Genomic DNA, 16,035 nt, shown 5'->3' on the forward strand with positions numbered 1-16,035 from the left:
AAAAATCACAAAATTGCGATTCTATAAATAGAATTAAAGTCTTTTAAGAATACAAAAGTATTCATATAAGTATTTACTATTTTAATACTTATAAAATAAAAGTATAATGAAAACAATGGAATAAGTGTTATCGTAGTTACAGTAAATATTACGTACTATTCCGGCTGTTTATGTAATTTAAATTTGAGGTTTATTTGAGATGCTTACGCGCAAGATTATTTTTCCGGCACTAATGCTTAGTTTAGGCAGTGGTCAAGTAGTCGCCGGTGATAATGATATTAATGGCGTCAACTTAAACCAAAGCGATTTTGCTGACTTTGCAGACAGCGTAACTAATATTTTCGCATACAAAACTCTGCTTCCGGGAGAACCTCTTGGCGCACTTGGTTTTGATATCGGTATTAGTGCGACCTCTTCAGAATCTCAATTCAAACTAAACAACCAACAACGTGATACTAATCATCGTGTAAACCTAGTAACAATTAATGCCCAAAAAGGGCTTCCCGGCGGTTTCGATATTGGTATTCAATACAGCAAGCTAATGGATAGTGACGCTTCTAGTTTAAGCGGTGAATTACGTTACGCAATTCTTGAAGGCGGCGTTTTACACCCAAGCCTTTCAGTAGGTGGCCAATATACTCAGACTTCGGGTATTGATGCACTAGATTACCAATCTTTCGGTGTCGACTTCGGCGTTTCCAAAGGCTTTGCAAATGTAACGCCTTACGCCAACATTGGTATGGTGGCATCCTCAGTTGACCCTATTTTGAATACGACCCTTAAAGAAGAAAATCCGACACTTTTGAAAGTTTCAGCAGGTTTGAATATCAATCTATTCGCATTTGATATCTTAGTTGGTTATAACCAAATCGGTGATAACAATAACTACTCAATTAAAGCTGGTTACCGTTTCTAAAAATGCCAAATCACCTATAAAAAAACCGACATTAAGTCGGTTTTTTTATATCAATTAAGAACAAAAAGCTAGTCAGCCATCTTCTCTTTGACCGGTCTTTCATATTCAAACCAATGATCAAGTTTAAGCCATACTTCATTTAAGCCATCACGCTTTAAAGACGAAAACAGTTGAGCTGTAGCATGTGGATATTCTTCTTTAAGCATTTTACGTAATTTCAAAAGGCTCGCTTTTGCCGGACCTTTCTTTAACTTATCAGATTTAGTTAGCAAAACATGAACTGGCAATTCTAGGCTCTTCGTCCACTCTAGCATCGTCATGTCAATTTCTGTCGGTGGCATACGAGAATCCATTAATAACACCACTCCTTTCAACTGTGGGCGCTTCTCAATATATTCACTCAATCCCGCTTCCCAAGCACGTTTGATTTTGACATTCACTTTGGCGAAACCATAGCCGGGTAAATCGACCAATGCACGTTCTTCATCCAAAGTGAAAAAGTTAATCAATTGGGTACGCCCAGGGGTTTTACTGGTTCGTGCTAAACTCTTCTGAGAAGTGATGACATTCAAAGCACTGGATTTTCCGGCATTGGAACGTCCGGCGAATGCGACTTCATACTTTAATTCTTCCGGGCAAAGATTCAGTGTAGGCACACTTTTTAAGTATTTCGCTTGTTGATATAAGGGATGCTGCATACAGGCTACTTTAAGACTTTATCAATTGTTTGCAAAATTATATACTCTATCCTATTTTTAATTAAATTGATCCATTAAAAATAGGCCTCAAAATTCCCTATAAATGCGATATATAGCGGGTTTCAAGCATATAAATAATGTTAAAAAAATGTGCTAACCAAAAGGTTATTAACCTTAATTGGCATAAATTCTTGCGCCCTAAAAGAAGCAAAAAACGACATTTACGGCCAATATAAAACAAATTAATTAATGGATAATTAAAATTTAAGGCAACTCTTTGAGTCCTAAATGTAAAGGCACGACACGAGCATGAGTAATACACAGCCAACAGGCAAGAAAGTTAATAAAAAGCCTAGCCAAATAATGAACTTCTTGGGTTCTATGAACTTAGCGGTAACTTTATTGGTCATGCTTTCGATTGCTTCAGTAATCGGTACTGTGCTGCAACAAAACCAATCCTTCCAAGATTACATCATCAAATTTGGGCCTTTCTGGACCGAAGTTTTTAATAGTTTGGGTCTCTTCCAAGTTTACGGCGCCGCGTGGTTTATCCTAGTTTTGGTATTCCTTCTGATTTCGACCAGTGTTTGCGTGGCTCGTAACGGCCCCGGCTTTATGAAAGACATGAAGCAGTTTAGTGAAAAACTGTCGCAAACCGCTATCAAACACCAAACCAATAATAGGCAGTTTAATACTGACATTTCGCTAGATGATCAGCAAAAAGTGGCGCAATTGGTATTGGAAAAACACGGTTATAAAACCAAAATCCATCAACGCGATGACGGTTCAGTCACCGTTGCCGGCCTTAAAGGCAGTTGGAACCGATTAGGATATATCTTTACTCATATTTCAATTATTGTTATCTGTCTTGGTGCCTTGCTGGATAGCAATCTTTTGTTGAAATATCGCGAACTAACTGGAGATCTAATCCCGGAAACCCGCACTGTCAGCCTTGATCAGATTCCAAAAACGTCATGGGTCGGCGACGAAAATATCTCTTTCCGAGGCACGGTAAATATCGCTGAAGATCAAAAATCAGACGTACTATTCTTACCTTACGATAACGGTTTCTTAGTTCAACAACTGCCGTTCTCTATCGTCAATAAGGATTTCCGCATCCAGTATTACGATACTGGTATGCCAAAAACCTATGAATCGGATTTAGAGCTTTATATCCCTGGCCGAGAGGAACCTATCCGCCAAACGATTGAAGTAAACAAACCACTGTATTTTGAGAACTACGCAATTTATCAATCTTCGTTTAGCGATGGCGGTACAAAGCTAAAACTAAACGTTCATCCATTACTGGCACCGGTGGTAGCACCGCTTGAATTGGATACGGCAATTAATAAAGTGGAGCCACTGAAAACCGCTCATGGCAAGTTCCGTTTGGAATTAGACGATTTCCGAAACTTCAATATGGTACCGATGACCGAGGAAGAGAAAGCTGCTACGGGTCGTAAATTCCATAACAACGGTCCAACCATTACCTTTAAAGTTCGTAACGAACAAGGTAAAGCATGGGAATATGAAAACTATGTAATGGCAAACAAACAAGAAGGCCGATATTTCTTTATGACTGGCGTTCGTCAATCGGCAGCTGAAGAATTCCGTTACTTGTTTATTCCGGCAGATGCTAAGCGCAGTAAAGAGCGTTTCTTCAAATTCTTGGCAATTTTGAATAATCCGCAACGAGTGTCGCGAATTTTCCAAGAACAGTATCCGTTTACCGAAGACATGGATCAACGCACCTACGCTTTACAGTTACGTCTGGTTGAACAGCTAATGACCGTTTTCCGCCGTTCAGGCTTCGCTGGTTTGACTCAGTTTATCCAAACGAATGTACCGAAAGAAGAACAAGAAAAAGTCAGTGATTATTATTTCACTCAGACGACTTTTGCCCTACAAAGCGCTTATATGGCACTTTTGCGCGAAGAAGGTGTGGTTAAATCGATTCAAGATGAAATCAGCGATTTCGATAAAACATGGTTCGAGGATGCTCTAACGGTTATCTCAAGCTTATCGAAATATGGCCCGCCGATGTATTTTGAAATCGACAGCTTTCAACAAGTTCAAGCAACAGGTCTACAAATTACCAAATCACCTGGTAAAGACATCGTTTATTTTGGAAGTACCATGTTAATTATTGGTGTCTTCTTTATGTTCTACGTTCGTCAACGACGTTTCTGGGTTAATATCAAACCGGAAAATGAAAAACTGGAACTCACCTTGGCAGCTAAAGATAATAAGAATCTGCCGGAAACCAAAACTGAATTTGAAAAAATTTCCAACCAAATTCAGACCGTAAGTAAACAAGCATAATAGTAGGTAACGACTATGCAAACGCAAACCATAATGGATTCGATCCAAGAAGAGAAAAAGCCGTATACGCTAAAAGATTTTGTCTGGATCGCTTTTGTGGTCTTAGGCAGTATTTTCGCCTATACCCAATACAGCAGCCTGATGGACGTCTATGAAGTCGGTATTTTAATTGGAACAGCAGCATCTATGATCTGGCTTGGACGCTTTTGGCCAAGCTTGATGACTATGAGCTACTGGGTAGCCGGTATGTCACTGTTGGCGCTATGGACCTATAGCAGCCATGGTAATGTCATCGAAACGAAGGAGACTGCATTCTTCCTGAAATTCCTAGTTTCCAGTGAATCGGCGATTATGTGGATGAGTGCACTGTTCGTTCTAGCGACAGCAACCTATTTCTTAGCGCTTTTCAATAAGTCAGAATTTACCTACAAAACCGCAACCACAATGGTGTGGGCGGCCGTGACTTTCGGTCTCGTCGGGATGATGGTGCGCTGGCGCGAGTCTTACATCATCAACTTCGACTACGGTCATATTCCGGTCAGCTCGCTGTATGAAGTATTCATTTTATTCGCGGTATTAACCGGTCTGATTTACCTTTACTACGAAGTAAAATACAACGCCAAAGCACTTGGTGGTTTCGTTATGCTGGTCATCAGTGCATCGGTTGCGTTCCTACTTTGGTACCACTTCGACCGTGGTGCGCACGAAATCCAACCACTGGTTCCAGCACTAAAATCCTACTGGATGAAGATACACGTTCCAGCTAACTTCGTTGGGTACGGTTCTTTCGCCATTGCCGCGATGATTGGTGTAGCTTACCTAATCACCAGTAAAGCGCTACAGAAAAACCCAAACAGCGCTTTTGCAGCGAAAATGCCTTCTCTGGAAGTGATGGATGACCTAATGTATAAAACCATCGCACTTGGTTTTGCCTTCTTCACTATCGCGACCGTACTTGGTGCGATGTGGGCAGCAGAAGCTTGGGGCGGTTATTGGTCTTGGGACCCGAAAGAAACTTGGGCGCTAATCGTATGGCTTAACTACGCAGCTTGGTTACATATCCGCATGTCTAAAGGTTGGCGCGGTAACCCGATGGCTTGGTGGGCATTTGTCGGCTTGCTCATTACCACCTTTGCTTTCCTTGGAGTAAATATGTTCCTATCCGGTCTACACTCATACGGTGAACTATAAGGAGCATGGCAATGAATCGTCGTCACTTCCTACAATCGATTGGTCTTACTGGTTTGGCGCTACTGACGCCGGCCAGCTGGGCGAAAGTCGAACTAATGACAGGTGTTCATTACAAAGTCTTAAAAAATCCTATTCCAATTGCACCGGCAAAAAAACAAGTGGTTGAAGTCTTTGGATACAGCTGTCCGCACTGTTACCATTTAGAAGACAGTTTAAACCAGTGGTTGAAGAGTAAACCGGCCGACGTTGAATTTAAACGCATGCCGGTGGTGTTTAATAACCCTAACTGGATTTTCATGGCTCGTGTTTTCTTTACCGCCCAAGAATTAGGAATTTTAGACAAGTCGCATGAAGCATTTTTCCATGCGATTCACCGCGATAAAAAACCATTATTTAGTGTTGATGCCCTAGCAGATTTTTATGCTCAATTTGGTGTTGAAAAGCAAACCTACAAAGATATGTTTGCCAGCTTCACTGTTGATCAACACGTTCGTGCTGCCGGTAAATTGACTCGCCAATACGAAGTAGAAGGTGTTCCTGCGCTTATCGTCAATGGTAAATATCTGACTGACGTGCCTATGGCTGGGAGCCGCCGCGCGCTTTGGGATGTTGTAAACCAACTGACCGAAAAATAACGGGTCTATCCTCGAGGCTGACTCTTAACTCAGCCTCACTCCCCATTATCTCCCATCAATATAAATTCAGCTTGCTCTAGTCATTTAATAAGCAAGACTTCATAATAAAGCCAATACTAAATATCGCCAGTAATGCATTACTGCAAAAAATACAACCAATGGAACATCTATGAAAGCCGCTGAACTGTTTGTGCAATGTTTGGAAAATGAAGAAGTCGACTACATTTTTGGAATTCCCGGTGAAGAAAACCTTGATCTAATGGATGCCCTATTAGATTCAGAGATCAACTTTATCACCACCCGCCACGAACAAGGCGCTGCTTTTATGGCCGATGTTTATGGTCGTTTGACTGGAAAACCTGGGGTTTGCCTTTCCACTCTCGGACCGGGAGCGACCAATTTAGTTACCGGCGTAGCAGACGCCAATATGGATAACGCCCCACTTGTAGCTATCGCCGGTCAGGCCGCTACCACTCGTATGCACAAAGAGTCGCATCAAGTGGTCGATTTGGTCAGTATGTTCAAACCGATTACCAAATATGCCACTCAAGTTCTGGAGCCGGAAACTATTCCAGAGGTGATCCGTAAAGCCTTTAAGTTGGCGCAAGCAGAAAAACCGGGGGCGACCTTTATCGACTTGCCGGAAAACATTACCGAAATGGACGTCAACGAACTGCCGCTACCCTCTAGCGAAAACCGTTTGACCTTTGCCCATCGCGAACTAATTGCTAAAGCCGCCAACTTAGTCAGCCAAGCTAAAAATCCACTGATACTGGTTGGTAACGGCGCAGTACGTGGCCGCGCTACCTCCGATATCGAACACTTTGTCGAACAACATAAAATTCCAGTGGTTAATACCTTTATGGCCAAAGGCGTTATCCCTTTCTATAACCCAATGGCGATGGGAACTGCCGGCTTACAGAAAGGCGACTACGAAAACGGCGGCTTTGCAAAAGCTGACTTAGTAATATGCGTCGGTTTCGATATGGTCGAATATCACCCCCACCTATGGAATCCAAACCGTAGCCACACGATTATTCATATCGATACCAAAAAGGCCGAAGTCGATAAAAGCTATATTCCGGCGGTTGAACTAATTGGTAATGTTGGTGCAAACCTGAAAGCACTTGGAAACGCCATTGAGAAGCCGATTACCGAAACCAAAATCGATTTCTTACTGCGTGAAGCGATGATTGGCGAAATGAACCGCTGTTCACGAAGCGACGCTTGGCCGATGTTGCCACAGAAAATTATTTGGGATCTGCGTACCGCCATGAAGTCAGATGACATCGCTATCAGCGACGTAGGTGCTCACAAGATGTGGATGGCACGTATGTTCCGTTGCGATAAACCAAACACCTGCATTATCTCCAACGGTTTTGCCGGAATGGGTATTGCTGTACCTGGCGGGGTTTCTGCTAAACTGGCCTATCCAAATAGCGGCGTGGTTGCTGTCACCGGTGACGCCGGCTTTATGATGAATTCGCAAGAGATTGAAACCGCCCTACGCTGCAATACACCGTATGTAATTTTAATCTGGAACGACAGCCAATATGGGCTAATCGAATGGAAACAACAACGCCGTTACGGTCGCAGTGCCTATATTGATTTCAAGAACCCGGATTTTGTCGCTTACGCTAAATCATTTGGTGCCGATGCAGTGCGCATCGAAAAGGCCGAACAACTCTTACCAACCTTGCAAAAGGCATTGCAAAATCCAACCGTTACCGTAATTGACTGTCCAGTCGATTATTCGCAAAATGACCGCTTAACCACCCTACTTGGGAATGTTTTATCAGAGATTGAGGATTAAGCGCATTAGACGCTTTAAGGAAACCCTATGCTGTATGTAAAAAAAGACGATCAAGGCCATATCACTGAGATTGAATTCGCTCCAGAAGATGGATTTGAAGAAATCAGTATTACTGACCAAGAAGTTAGCCGCTTTATCTCCGAATCGGATAATAGCCAAGAGATTATCTACGAACTACTTAATCGCCTCGATTTAAAAATGATTCGTTCCATCGAAGATGTAGTGCAAGTTATGATCGACAAGGATTTAATGTTGATTACCGATCTACCGGAACCGGTACAAAATATTATGCTGTTCAAGAAACGTTTGCGTCATCTAAACCAAAATAATTCGCCTATTTTTGAAGAAGACGACATGATTGAAATCTAACAATTTCTCTCTTCTTAAAATAAAAACGCCGTTAAGTAACATACAAGGACTTAACGGCGTTTTTTGTAATGGGGACTTGAGAAGTCAACTAAAAGCTCATCAGCGGCTTTACAAGTCCGTTAAAGGCTTTCTAAGCCAGCCATTCAGTCACTTCTGCCACAGGTTTACGTTTCGCATTTTGGCTACTACAATCGCCACGTAAGTGCCCCATATACAAAGCTCCAATCAGCTCAACCTTATCGGCTTGCTGATTAATCGCTTGATAAGTCTGCTCCGCTTGCAAAATCGGACCAGTGCTCCACTGCGTACCTATGCCCTGCTGCCAAGCCATTAACTGCAAATTCTGAATCGCACACGCACAAGCCGCGTAATCTTCTTTACGCACCACAACATCTTCAGCCAACACCTGCCCAACTAAAACAACACGCGGCATCGCTTTAAATTTATCCACTGCGGCGTTATAAATGGCCAGATGGTTCTCAGTTCCCGGCTCGGCACGTTTATCGGCACGTAGCTGCGCATAGACGCTGGCTAATTCCAGCTGGGTTTGCTCACCAAGTACCCAAAAACGCCAAGGTTGGGTCAATTTATGGTTCGGTGCCCAAATTGCCGCCTGTAAACAGCTTTCAATCTGCTCATCAGTTAGAGGCATTTGTTCTTTCGGATTAAACAGGTAACAAGTTCTACGCGCTTCAATTAATTTCAGCAAAGATTCGGTACTGATGCTCATGCTGTTCCTCTTTAAATAGGATTAATGAAAAATTTGCAGCCATTGTAGAAATTTCTTTATCGTTTTCTAGCGTTGAATGCTTAAAAATCCGATTTTTTACCATTAAATTCAGCATTCTAAGACTCCGGCAATGCAAAAAAATCGCTTTGCCAGTATCATAATCAGCAAAATTAAGGCATTTTCACTCAATCCCTCTGGATAAGATGTGCTTTTTTGTGGATAAATAACGTTTTTTTCCAAATCCAAAATTTTATCCCCAAAATGCCCACTTTTATTCACATGGGTTATAAAAAAGCCTGTACACAGCTTAGTCACTGCTTAAGTGTCTGATATTTAGTGAATATTAATTTTTATCTACAGATTTTGTTTCACTAAGAATAACAATAAAAAGGAATATATATTCCAAACTATACTTTAATAACATCCCTGCTTTACTCACAGAATGCGAGCAAATCAGGAAATTATTATGACGCTATATAGGTAAGAGTCGCTATATGACATTAAGTGAACTGAGATACATTATTGCTGTCGCTAAGGAAAAACATTTCCGTAAAGCGTCTGAAACCTGCTTTGTCAGTCAACCAACATTAAGTGTTGCCGTAAAAAAGCTGGAAGAAGAACTAGGTGTTATCCTGTTTGAACGTCGTAAACAAGACGTTATAGTGACCCCTATCGGTAAAAAGATTATTGATCTTGCAGAACAGATAATTGAACGTACCCAAGATATTAAAACCATTGCTCAAGAATCTCAGGGAGATCTTTCATCGCAGCTAAAGATTGGTGCCATTTACACTGTTGCACCTTACTTACTGCCGAAGTTTATTCCAGAATTCAATAAGCAATCACCAAATATCCCGCTGATTATTGAAGAGAACTACACACATGTTTTAGCGGAAAAGCTACAATCCGGTGAATTGGACTTAGCAATTATTTCCTTACCCTTCCAAGAGCCAAATATTGAAACCATGCCTCTTTATCAAGAGCCTTTTAAAGTGGTTATTCCTCCTCAACATGAACTCGCTAAGAAAGATAGCAAAATTTCTTTAAACCAAATTAAAGATGAAACCGTACTCTTATTAGGCGCGGGTCACTGTTTTCGAGATCAAGTGGTCGAGACCTATCCGAATTTGATGCATATGAATTACCAAAGTGATCGTTTGCAAAAGACTTTTGAAGGGAGTTCTTTAGAGACCATTCGTTATATGGTCGCTTCAGGTGTTGGAATATCAATATTTCCATGTACTTCTTTATCTGAAAGAGATGAAAATTTATTTAAAATTCGTGAATTGGCCGCTAAAGATCAAGCAAACCGTGTGGTTGCTTTGGCTTGGCGTAAAACTTTTCCGCGTACCGAGGTTTTAGCTGCTTTTAAGAAAGTAATTAAAAGCATCGACATCCCTTGTACTATTCCAATTGATAATTAATTGACCGACTATGAAATTTCCGATTTTTGTATTTGCTTTTGTTTTGCTGTTTCAAACTAAAGCGTATGCCGACGACTACGACATACTCTTTGGCGACGTACTTGCTGAAGAAGTCACTGTAACTAAACCGGTTAGCGGTAATGCCATTAGTAATCTGGATCCTTATTCCGACTTTAACCGTGCTATGTTCGACTTTAACTTAGCGTTTCACGACAGTATCGGACGTCCGTTAAGTAATGCCTATAAAAAAATCCCAAGTCCTGCCAGAACGGGCTTGGAAAACTTTATCGATAACCTTGGTGAACCCCTGTCTATGCTTAACAGCTTCTTACAGGGCGATATCGAAGGTGGCTTAACCGGCTTTATGCGTTTTGCTTTTAACAGCACCATAGGCTTCTTTGGCGTTTTGGATATTGCTACCGAGATGGGTCTGCATTCAAAAAATGAAGATTTAGGACAAACTCTATTTGTTTGGGGTGTGTGGCCGGAAACCAATTACCTAGTTTTGCCGCTATTAGGGCCAACCACAACACGTGGTATTTTCGGCAGTGGGGTAGAGAGTATTTCTGACCCATTTGAAATTTATGATCATGCCGATTTCGGCGATGAGCAACGTATCGCTTTATTTGCCACTTCAGGCTTTATTTCTTACACCAAGGTAGCTCCGTTGCTGGATGACCTAATAAATCGCTCTACAGGCTATGAATTTGCGCGTGAAGGCTATATTCAGTTACGCATGGGGCAGTTATATAACGGTGCGCCGCCAATGCCGGCTTTAGATGATTTTAATTTTGATTAATTTTTAATCATCTCTAAATACTAAAAAACCCGCTAAGGAATTATCCAAAGCGGGTTTTTCATTTCACTGAAATAACCAGTGATTATTCCGGTTTGTAATCCGGTGCAGGCTTAGCGATAAAGCGTAACCATGTCAGGCCAATGGCCGCTGCCAGTAATGAAGCAACCAAAATACCGGTCTTTGCTTCAACTAGCATAATGCCTGGATCAACCCACGCCAGCTCGGCAATGAATATCGACATGGTAAAGCCGATACCACCTAAGAACGCGGTACCAAACAGTTGGTTCATGCTTGCTCCAGATGGTAGGCGAGCAATACCTAATTTAATCATCAGCCAAGCGACACCAAAGATACCCACGAGCTTACCAAGTACTAAACCGCTGATAACCCCAGCAGCAACCGGTTCAACCAATAGTGTGCCCATTTCCGACCAATTAATCGCGACACCGGCGTTTGCCAAAGCGAAGATAGGGATAATCAAAATACCTACCGGCAGATGCAGTCCGTGTTCGAGGCGATTTAGCGGCGGTTGAACGCGTTTCACGCTGGTTTCCATCTCCGACAAAATGCCTTCGCGGTTTTCGCATAACACGTAGTTTTCAGTTTTCGTATCGTGCTTTTTATATTGTTCTGTCAGGTCATCCATGTGGTCGCTGAAAAAGTTCGGATTAAACTTAGGACGTGCAGGAATCGCTAGGGCGGTCAAGATACCGGCGATGGTTGCGTGCACACCCGAAGACAACATTGCCGCCCACATTAGGATACCGACAATCGCATACGGTAGTACGCGATGAATACCGAAGCGGTTAAATGCTAATAGCAGGGCGAATAGGGCAAAAGCTGTGACTAGCGCAGTCATATCGATTTCGGCAGTGTAGAACAGAGCGATAACCGTTACTGCGCCTAAATCATCAACAATCGCCAATGCGACCAGGAAAGTTACCAACGCAGGCGGTACGCGTTTGCCTAAAACCACCAGTGCGGTAATTGCAAAAGCGATATCGGTCGCCATTGGAATTCCCCAACCGTTGACCGCTTCAGTGCCATAAGTGAAGTACACATAGAACAACGCAGGAAACACCATGCCGCCGACCGCAGCACCAATCGGTAGAATCGCGTTTTTCGGGTCAGACAACTCACCAACCAAAATTTCGCGTTTAATTTCTAAACCAACCAAAAAGAAGAAAATAGCCATTAAGGCATCATTAATCCAATGGTGTAGGCTCAGCTTGACTTCAGCGTCGCCAAAGCTAAAACCGAAATAGGTATGGAAAAAGTGTTGATAGGCTTCTGCATAAGCTGCACTGTTCGCTAAATAAAGCGCCAGAATAGTCATAAAGACTAAAATAATGCCAGTTGTTAATTGATGATGCAAAAACGACTGGAAGGGGGTGATAACCTTAGTAAAAGGCCTCTCCCAAGGCGATTCTAAGTGATACTCTTTTTTAGAAAAGGGCATTTTCATAGTAGGTTCCTGTATTGAGGAAATAGTGAATATAAAAAGTTTCTATAGCGGGGTATTTTACTGAAATTCTTAGTTTTTTATAGTTCAGCACGCTGACAGGACGATTTATGCCGTTATGTGATTATTTGTTTGCCTAAATTTCTTATAGCGGCAAGGCTTTATTGGCGATTACCTTACGTAGCACAAAACTGGTATGCACACCGCTCACACCGGGAATTTTAGTGAGGTGTTTGAGTAGCAATTCTTGATAAGCATCGAGATCTTTGACGACGACTTTAAGCTGATAATCCGCACTTTGGCCAGTCAAAAGTAAACACTCGATAACATTCGGTAATTTTTGAATTTCTCGTTCGAATTCTTCAAATCGCTCTTGAGTATGTTTATCCATCGAGATGTGAACCAATGCCATCAAATCTAATCCAAGTTTTTTGGCATCCAACTGAGCTTGATAGCCTTGAATAATACCGTGGTTTTCCAGCGCCTTAAAACGACGTAGGCAAGCCGAAGGCGATAAGCCAATTTGGTCGGCTATTTCCTGATTACTCAAACGCCCATTCTGTTGCAGGGCATGCAAAATAGCTTTGTCGTATTGATCGAGTTTCATCGTTTTTTAGTCTTTATTCGCAATAAAATGTGAATATTTAATTTTAATAGAAATTATCTTGCAATTATATCGTTTTAAACTGCATAAGTTGCAATAAAAGTGCGTGATATTCGCAGTAAAATATCTCCACGTTTAAAAAATTCGCATGGAAAACTAAAATGACAATGAATCCAGCAAAATACCGCCGCAATCCAACCCCTAATTTGCCAGATCGCCAATGGCCAAATAATGAATTAACTCAAGCCCCGATTTGGGTGAGTGTGGATTTGCGCGATGGCAATCAAGCGCTTGCTAATCCGATGAATGTTGAGCAGAAGCTAAAGCTTTGGGATGAATTGGTAGCTATTGGTTTTAAAACTATTGAAATTGGTTTTCCGTCTGCATCTCAGCCAGAATTTGAGTTTACCCGCCGGTTAATTGAAGAAAATCGTATTCCAGAAGACGTGACGGTTCAGGTGTTGGTACAAGCACGAGAGCATTTGATTGAACGTACTTATGAAGCACTAAAAGGTGTGAAACAAGCGGTGATTCACGTTTATAACACCACTTCGATTGTGCAGCGTGAAAATGTGTTTGAAAAATCCAAAGATGAAATCAAAGCCATGGCGGTGCAAGGCGCGATATGGGTTCAAGAATATGCTGAAAAGGCCAAACAAGAGGGTTCCAATTCAGAATGGATTTTCCAATATTCACCGGAAAGCTTCTCTCAAACCGAAACTGATTATGCAGTGGAAGTGTGTCAGGCAGTGATGGACGTTTGGCAACCAACGCCGGATAACAAATGCATTTTAAACTTGCCTGCGACGGTCGAAAGTAATTCGCCGAATCGCTTTGCTGACCAAGTGGAATACTTTATTCGTCATTTGCCAAATAGAGAGTCCGCGATTATTTCGATTCACACTCATAATGATCGTGGTTGCGCGGTGGCCGCGGCAGAATTGTCGCTATTGGCCGGAGCAGATCGTATTGAGGGCACGCTTTTAGGAAATGGTGAGCGTACCGGAAATATGGATATCGTTACTTTGGCAATGAACTTGTATTCAGAGGGCATTGATCCAGAGTTAGACTTCACCAATCCAGAAAAATGGATGGACGTAGTTGAAGAAGTCACCAAAATTCAAACGCATCCGCGTCATCCTTGGGTCGGTGATGTGGTTTACACGGCTTATTCCGGCTCGCATCAAGACGCGATTCGTAAGTGTCTATTAAAGCAAGAAGACAGCAAGCCATGGAATGTGGCTTATTTGCCGATTGATCCGAAAGATATTGGTCGTGATTACGAAGCAATTATTCGCGTGAATTCCCAATCGGGGAAAGCGGGTTCCGCTTTTATTTTGGAACAGGAATATGGCTTGAATATGCCGAAATGGGTGCAGATGGACTTTGCCGGAACAGCTCAGAAATTGGCGGAAGAACAGGGCGGTGTAGTGAGCCACGTTGACCTTTTTGAAAGTTTCAAAGACTACTATAAATTTGGTCAGTTCAACGGGCGCATTCAATCCTATCAAGTCAATCGAGACAAGGATGTCGAAACAATCACCTTACAATTCGATGGTGAAACGTGGTCTGGAGAAGGTAAAGGCACTTTAAGTGCACTATGCGATGCTTACCAAAAGAAAACCGGCAAAAGCATTGATGTCGTCGATTATGCCGAACATGCGGTTCAAATGGAAAACATGTCCAACGGCAAGGACGCCTTTGCCGTCGCCTATGTTTTATTGCAAACTAACGAAGGCAAAAAAGTCGGCGTTGCCACCGCACAAGATACGGTTTCAGCAATGATTCAGGCCACCTTGAAAGGGCTAAGTGCTTAATTTAAAAAGAAATTAGTTGACTGTTTACGACCTTGAGTTTAAGTGGTACATTATCTGGTACGTTTAAATTTAAGGGAGTAAATCGATGCTGACTATGACGGCCACCGAGGCACGAAAATCGTTTTTTGAAATCATCAAACAAACCAATCAACAGCATGAAATTATCCAAGTGCAACATAAGTCGGGTAACTCGGTAATTATGTCTGCTGAGGATTATGAAAGTCTGCAAGAAACTCTGCATTTGCTGTCCAACCCAAATTTCAAAAAAACCTTTAATCAGTCGGTAAAAGAAGCTGAACAAGGCGATGTAGTGAGTTTTGAAGATGTGTTTGGAGAGCCGTTGTGAGCTGCGAACGCTATCAAATCGAGTTCACTAAACAAGCTCAAAAAGATGTCGCCAAACTCACTCCAAAGCTCAAACAAAAACTCAAAGATATCCTTCGCAATAAAATTTCAATCGCCCCCGAAACCGGAAAACCTTTGGTTGGAGATTTGAAAGGCTATTATTCTGTTCGCTTAAGCTTTCAAGACAGAATTGTCTACCGCATCGATAACGGCCGCTGTGTGGTATTGGTAGTTCGTGCTAGAACACATTATGGCGATTAAACCTTTACGATTATATAGGTGAAAAATGAGTACCTTAAGCGTTCGTTTACCAGATTCACTGCATCAACAAATCCGCTTACTTGCGCAACAAGAGGGCGTATAGATTAATCAGCTCATTGCCTCAGCGGTGGGTGAAAAAGTATCTTCCTTAATGACAGAATCTTATTTAGCTGAAAGGGCTGCTAAAGGCAATAAAGCCGACTTTTTATCCGTAATGAAAAAAGTACCAGATATAGAGCCAGAAGGGTTTGATAAATTATAGTTTTTCAATTGAAATTAACGCCTAATTTTACTCTGACACTTTCAATCTACTTAACTAAAAAAGGGTAGCGTCCCCCTTTTCATCTATTTTTTATCTTTTCACCAAGTTGGCGTAGTGGTTTTTTAATTGCTGATTCAAGATGGCACATAGATTCAGTCATGAATTTAGTCATTTTAGTCCATTCATCTTGGTCAAAGACATTTCCAGGAATTTCAGCTTTAATTCTGCATGCACGTTTATCGTTAAGTCTTTCCCATTCTAAAGAACGTCCAAAAGAAGCTTCTATAGATTCTGACCTTTCCCCTGAATTAGTACCATTCTCTTGATGAGATTTTTTCATTATGCCACCTGTTTAGCATACACAGCTGGCGGTAAATAATTCAGTGA

16 protein-coding genes are annotated in these 16,035 nt (G+C 41.8%); 11 read left to right on the plus strand and 5 right to left on the minus strand.

All coding sequences use genetic code 11. The features are described from left to right. Positions 1 to 199: 199 nt before the first annotated feature. Positions 200 to 916 carry a hypothetical protein gene (locus tag J3998_RS07300; protein WP_208149356.1) on the plus strand — a complete coding sequence of 239 codons (717 nt, stop codon included), beginning with the start codon at positions 200 to 202 and terminating at the stop codon, positions 914 to 916. A 68-nt stretch (positions 917 to 984) separates the two neighbouring features. On the opposite strand, the gene yihA is transcribed toward J3998_RS07300, so the two are convergent. Continuing rightward, the gene (gene yihA / locus J3998_RS07305) at positions 985 to 1,614 is read right to left on the minus strand and encodes a ribosome biogenesis GTP-binding protein YihA/YsxC (RefSeq protein WP_208149358.1); all 630 of its coding nucleotides are present in this window, start codon (positions 1,612 to 1,614) and stop codon (positions 985 to 987) included. A 309-nt stretch (positions 1,615 to 1,923) separates the two neighbouring features. On the opposite strand from yihA, the gene J3998_RS07310 reads away from it, so the two are divergent. From J3998_RS07310 to J3998_RS07330, 5 genes are all read left to right on the plus strand, one after another. Further along, on the plus strand, positions 1,924 to 3,936 hold the full coding sequence (locus tag J3998_RS07310; protein WP_243750649.1) for a cytochrome c biogenesis protein ResB: 2,013 nt from the start codon (positions 1,924 to 1,926) through the stop codon (positions 3,934 to 3,936). A 15-nt stretch (positions 3,937 to 3,951) separates the two neighbouring features. Further along, the gene (ccsB, locus tag J3998_RS07315; protein WP_208149360.1) at positions 3,952 to 5,127 is read left to right on the plus strand and encodes a c-type cytochrome biogenesis protein CcsB; all 1,176 of its coding nucleotides are present in this window, start codon (positions 3,952 to 3,954) and stop codon (positions 5,125 to 5,127) included. A gap of 11 nt (positions 5,128 to 5,138) precedes the next feature. Further along, positions 5,139 to 5,762 (plus strand): thiol:disulfide interchange protein DsbA/DsbL, encoded by a 624-nt coding sequence (locus tag J3998_RS07320; protein ID WP_208149362.1) that lies wholly within the window; start codon positions 5,139 to 5,141, stop codon positions 5,760 to 5,762. Between the two features lie 169 nt (positions 5,763 to 5,931). After that, on the plus strand, positions 5,932 to 7,575 hold the full coding sequence (locus J3998_RS07325; protein WP_208149365.1) for an acetolactate synthase large subunit: 1,644 nt from the start codon (positions 5,932 to 5,934) through the stop codon (positions 7,573 to 7,575). Between the two features lie 27 nt (positions 7,576 to 7,602). Next, positions 7,603 to 7,944, plus strand: coding sequence for a hypothetical protein (locus J3998_RS07330; protein WP_208149367.1), 342 nt, complete (start codon positions 7,603 to 7,605; stop codon positions 7,942 to 7,944). 130 nt (positions 7,945 to 8,074) lie between these two features. On the opposite strand, the gene J3998_RS07335 is transcribed toward J3998_RS07330, so the two are convergent. Next, positions 8,075 to 8,674, minus strand: coding sequence for a nitroreductase family protein (locus J3998_RS07335; RefSeq protein ID WP_208149369.1), 600 nt, complete (start codon positions 8,672 to 8,674; stop codon positions 8,075 to 8,077). 494 nt (positions 8,675 to 9,168) lie between these two features. On the opposite strand from J3998_RS07335, the gene J3998_RS07340 reads away from it, so the two are divergent. Both J3998_RS07340 and J3998_RS07345 read left to right on the plus strand, forming a co-directional pair. Then, on the plus strand, positions 9,169 to 10,098 hold the full coding sequence (locus J3998_RS07340; protein ID WP_208149371.1) for a hydrogen peroxide-inducible genes activator: 930 nt from the start codon (positions 9,169 to 9,171) through the stop codon (positions 10,096 to 10,098). A 10-nt stretch (positions 10,099 to 10,108) separates the two neighbouring features. After that, the gene (locus tag J3998_RS07345; protein ID WP_208149373.1) at positions 10,109 to 10,897 is read left to right on the plus strand and encodes an MlaA family lipoprotein; all 789 of its coding nucleotides are present in this window, start codon (positions 10,109 to 10,111) and stop codon (positions 10,895 to 10,897) included. Between the two features lie 82 nt (positions 10,898 to 10,979). Here J3998_RS07345 and nhaA read toward each other — a convergent pair whose 3' ends face one another. Beyond that, positions 10,980 to 12,362, minus strand: a complete 1,383-nt coding sequence (gene nhaA, locus J3998_RS07350) for a Na+/H+ antiporter NhaA (RefSeq protein ID WP_208149375.1) — start codon at positions 12,360 to 12,362, stop codon at positions 10,980 to 10,982. A 142-nt stretch (positions 12,363 to 12,504) separates the two neighbouring features. Then, on the minus strand, positions 12,505 to 12,966 hold the full coding sequence (locus tag J3998_RS07355) for an Lrp/AsnC family transcriptional regulator (RefSeq protein ID WP_208149377.1): 462 nt from the start codon (positions 12,964 to 12,966) through the stop codon (positions 12,505 to 12,507). Between the two features lie 158 nt (positions 12,967 to 13,124). Between J3998_RS07355 and J3998_RS07360 the strand changes: the two genes are divergently transcribed. The 3 genes from J3998_RS07360 to J3998_RS07370 all read left to right on the plus strand — a co-directional run bounded on the left by J3998_RS07360 (position 13,125) and on the right by J3998_RS07370 (position 15,386). Then, positions 13,125 to 14,780, plus strand: coding sequence for a 2-isopropylmalate synthase (locus J3998_RS07360; RefSeq protein ID WP_243750650.1), 1,656 nt, complete (start codon positions 13,125 to 13,127; stop codon positions 14,778 to 14,780). An 85-nt stretch (positions 14,781 to 14,865) separates the two neighbouring features. Next, entirely contained in the window at positions 14,866 to 15,126 is a 261-nt protein-coding gene (locus J3998_RS07365) for a type II toxin-antitoxin system Phd/YefM family antitoxin (protein WP_208149379.1), read from the plus strand. After that, entirely contained in the window at positions 15,123 to 15,386 is a 264-nt protein-coding gene (locus tag J3998_RS07370) for a type II toxin-antitoxin system YoeB family toxin (RefSeq protein ID WP_208149381.1), read from the plus strand. The genes J3998_RS07365 and J3998_RS07370 overlap by 4 nt, the downstream gene beginning before the upstream one ends. Positions 15,387 to 15,727: 341 nt before the next feature. Here the strand turns inward: J3998_RS07370 and J3998_RS07375 are convergent, their stop codons facing one another. Beyond that, entirely contained in the window at positions 15,728 to 15,988 is a 261-nt protein-coding gene (locus J3998_RS07375) for a DUF4268 domain-containing protein (protein ID WP_208149383.1), read from the minus strand. Positions 15,989 to 16,035: the final 47 nt, after the last annotated feature.

This window comes from Thiomicrorhabdus marina (assembly GCF_017571465.1).
Lineage (GTDB): Bacteria > Pseudomonadota > Gammaproteobacteria > Thiomicrospirales > Thiomicrospiraceae > Thiomicrorhabdus > Thiomicrorhabdus marina.

Bases quoted from the DNA above. Each gene is read 5' to 3' on its own strand.
- J3998_RS07300 (WP_208149356.1), top strand. From the start codon at position 200: ATGCTTACGCGCAAGATTATTTTTCCGGCACTAATGCTTAGTTTAGGC.
- yihA (WP_208149358.1), bottom strand. From the start codon at position 1,614: ATGCAGCATCCCTTATATCAACAAGCGAAATACTTAAAAAGTGTGCCT.
- J3998_RS07310 (WP_243750649.1), top strand. From the start codon at position 1,924: ATGAGTAATACACAGCCAACAGGCAAGAAAGTTAATAAAAAGCCTAGC.
- ccsB (WP_208149360.1), top strand. From the start codon at position 3,952: ATGCAAACGCAAACCATAATGGATTCGATCCAAGAAGAGAAAAAGCCG.
- J3998_RS07320 (WP_208149362.1), top strand. From the start codon at position 5,139: ATGAATCGTCGTCACTTCCTACAATCGATTGGTCTTACTGGTTTGGCG.
- J3998_RS07325 (WP_208149365.1), top strand. From the start codon at position 5,932: ATGAAAGCCGCTGAACTGTTTGTGCAATGTTTGGAAAATGAAGAAGTC.
- J3998_RS07330 (WP_208149367.1), top strand. From the start codon at position 7,603: ATGCTGTATGTAAAAAAAGACGATCAAGGCCATATCACTGAGATTGAA.
- J3998_RS07335 (WP_208149369.1), bottom strand. From the start codon at position 8,674: ATGAGCATCAGTACCGAATCTTTGCTGAAATTAATTGAAGCGCGTAGA.
- J3998_RS07340 (WP_208149371.1), top strand. From the start codon at position 9,169: ATGACATTAAGTGAACTGAGATACATTATTGCTGTCGCTAAGGAAAAA.
- J3998_RS07345 (WP_208149373.1), top strand. From the start codon at position 10,109: ATGAAATTTCCGATTTTTGTATTTGCTTTTGTTTTGCTGTTTCAAACT.
- nhaA (WP_208149375.1), bottom strand. From the start codon at position 12,362: ATGAAAATGCCCTTTTCTAAAAAAGAGTATCACTTAGAATCGCCTTGG.
- J3998_RS07355 (WP_208149377.1), bottom strand. From the start codon at position 12,966: ATGAAACTCGATCAATACGACAAAGCTATTTTGCATGCCCTGCAACAG.
- J3998_RS07360 (WP_243750650.1), top strand. From the start codon at position 13,125: ATGACAATGAATCCAGCAAAATACCGCCGCAATCCAACCCCTAATTTG.
- J3998_RS07365 (WP_208149379.1), top strand. From the start codon at position 14,866: ATGCTGACTATGACGGCCACCGAGGCACGAAAATCGTTTTTTGAAATC.
- J3998_RS07375 (WP_208149383.1), bottom strand. From the start codon at position 15,988: ATGAAAAAATCTCATCAAGAGAATGGTACTAATTCAGGGGAAAGGTCA.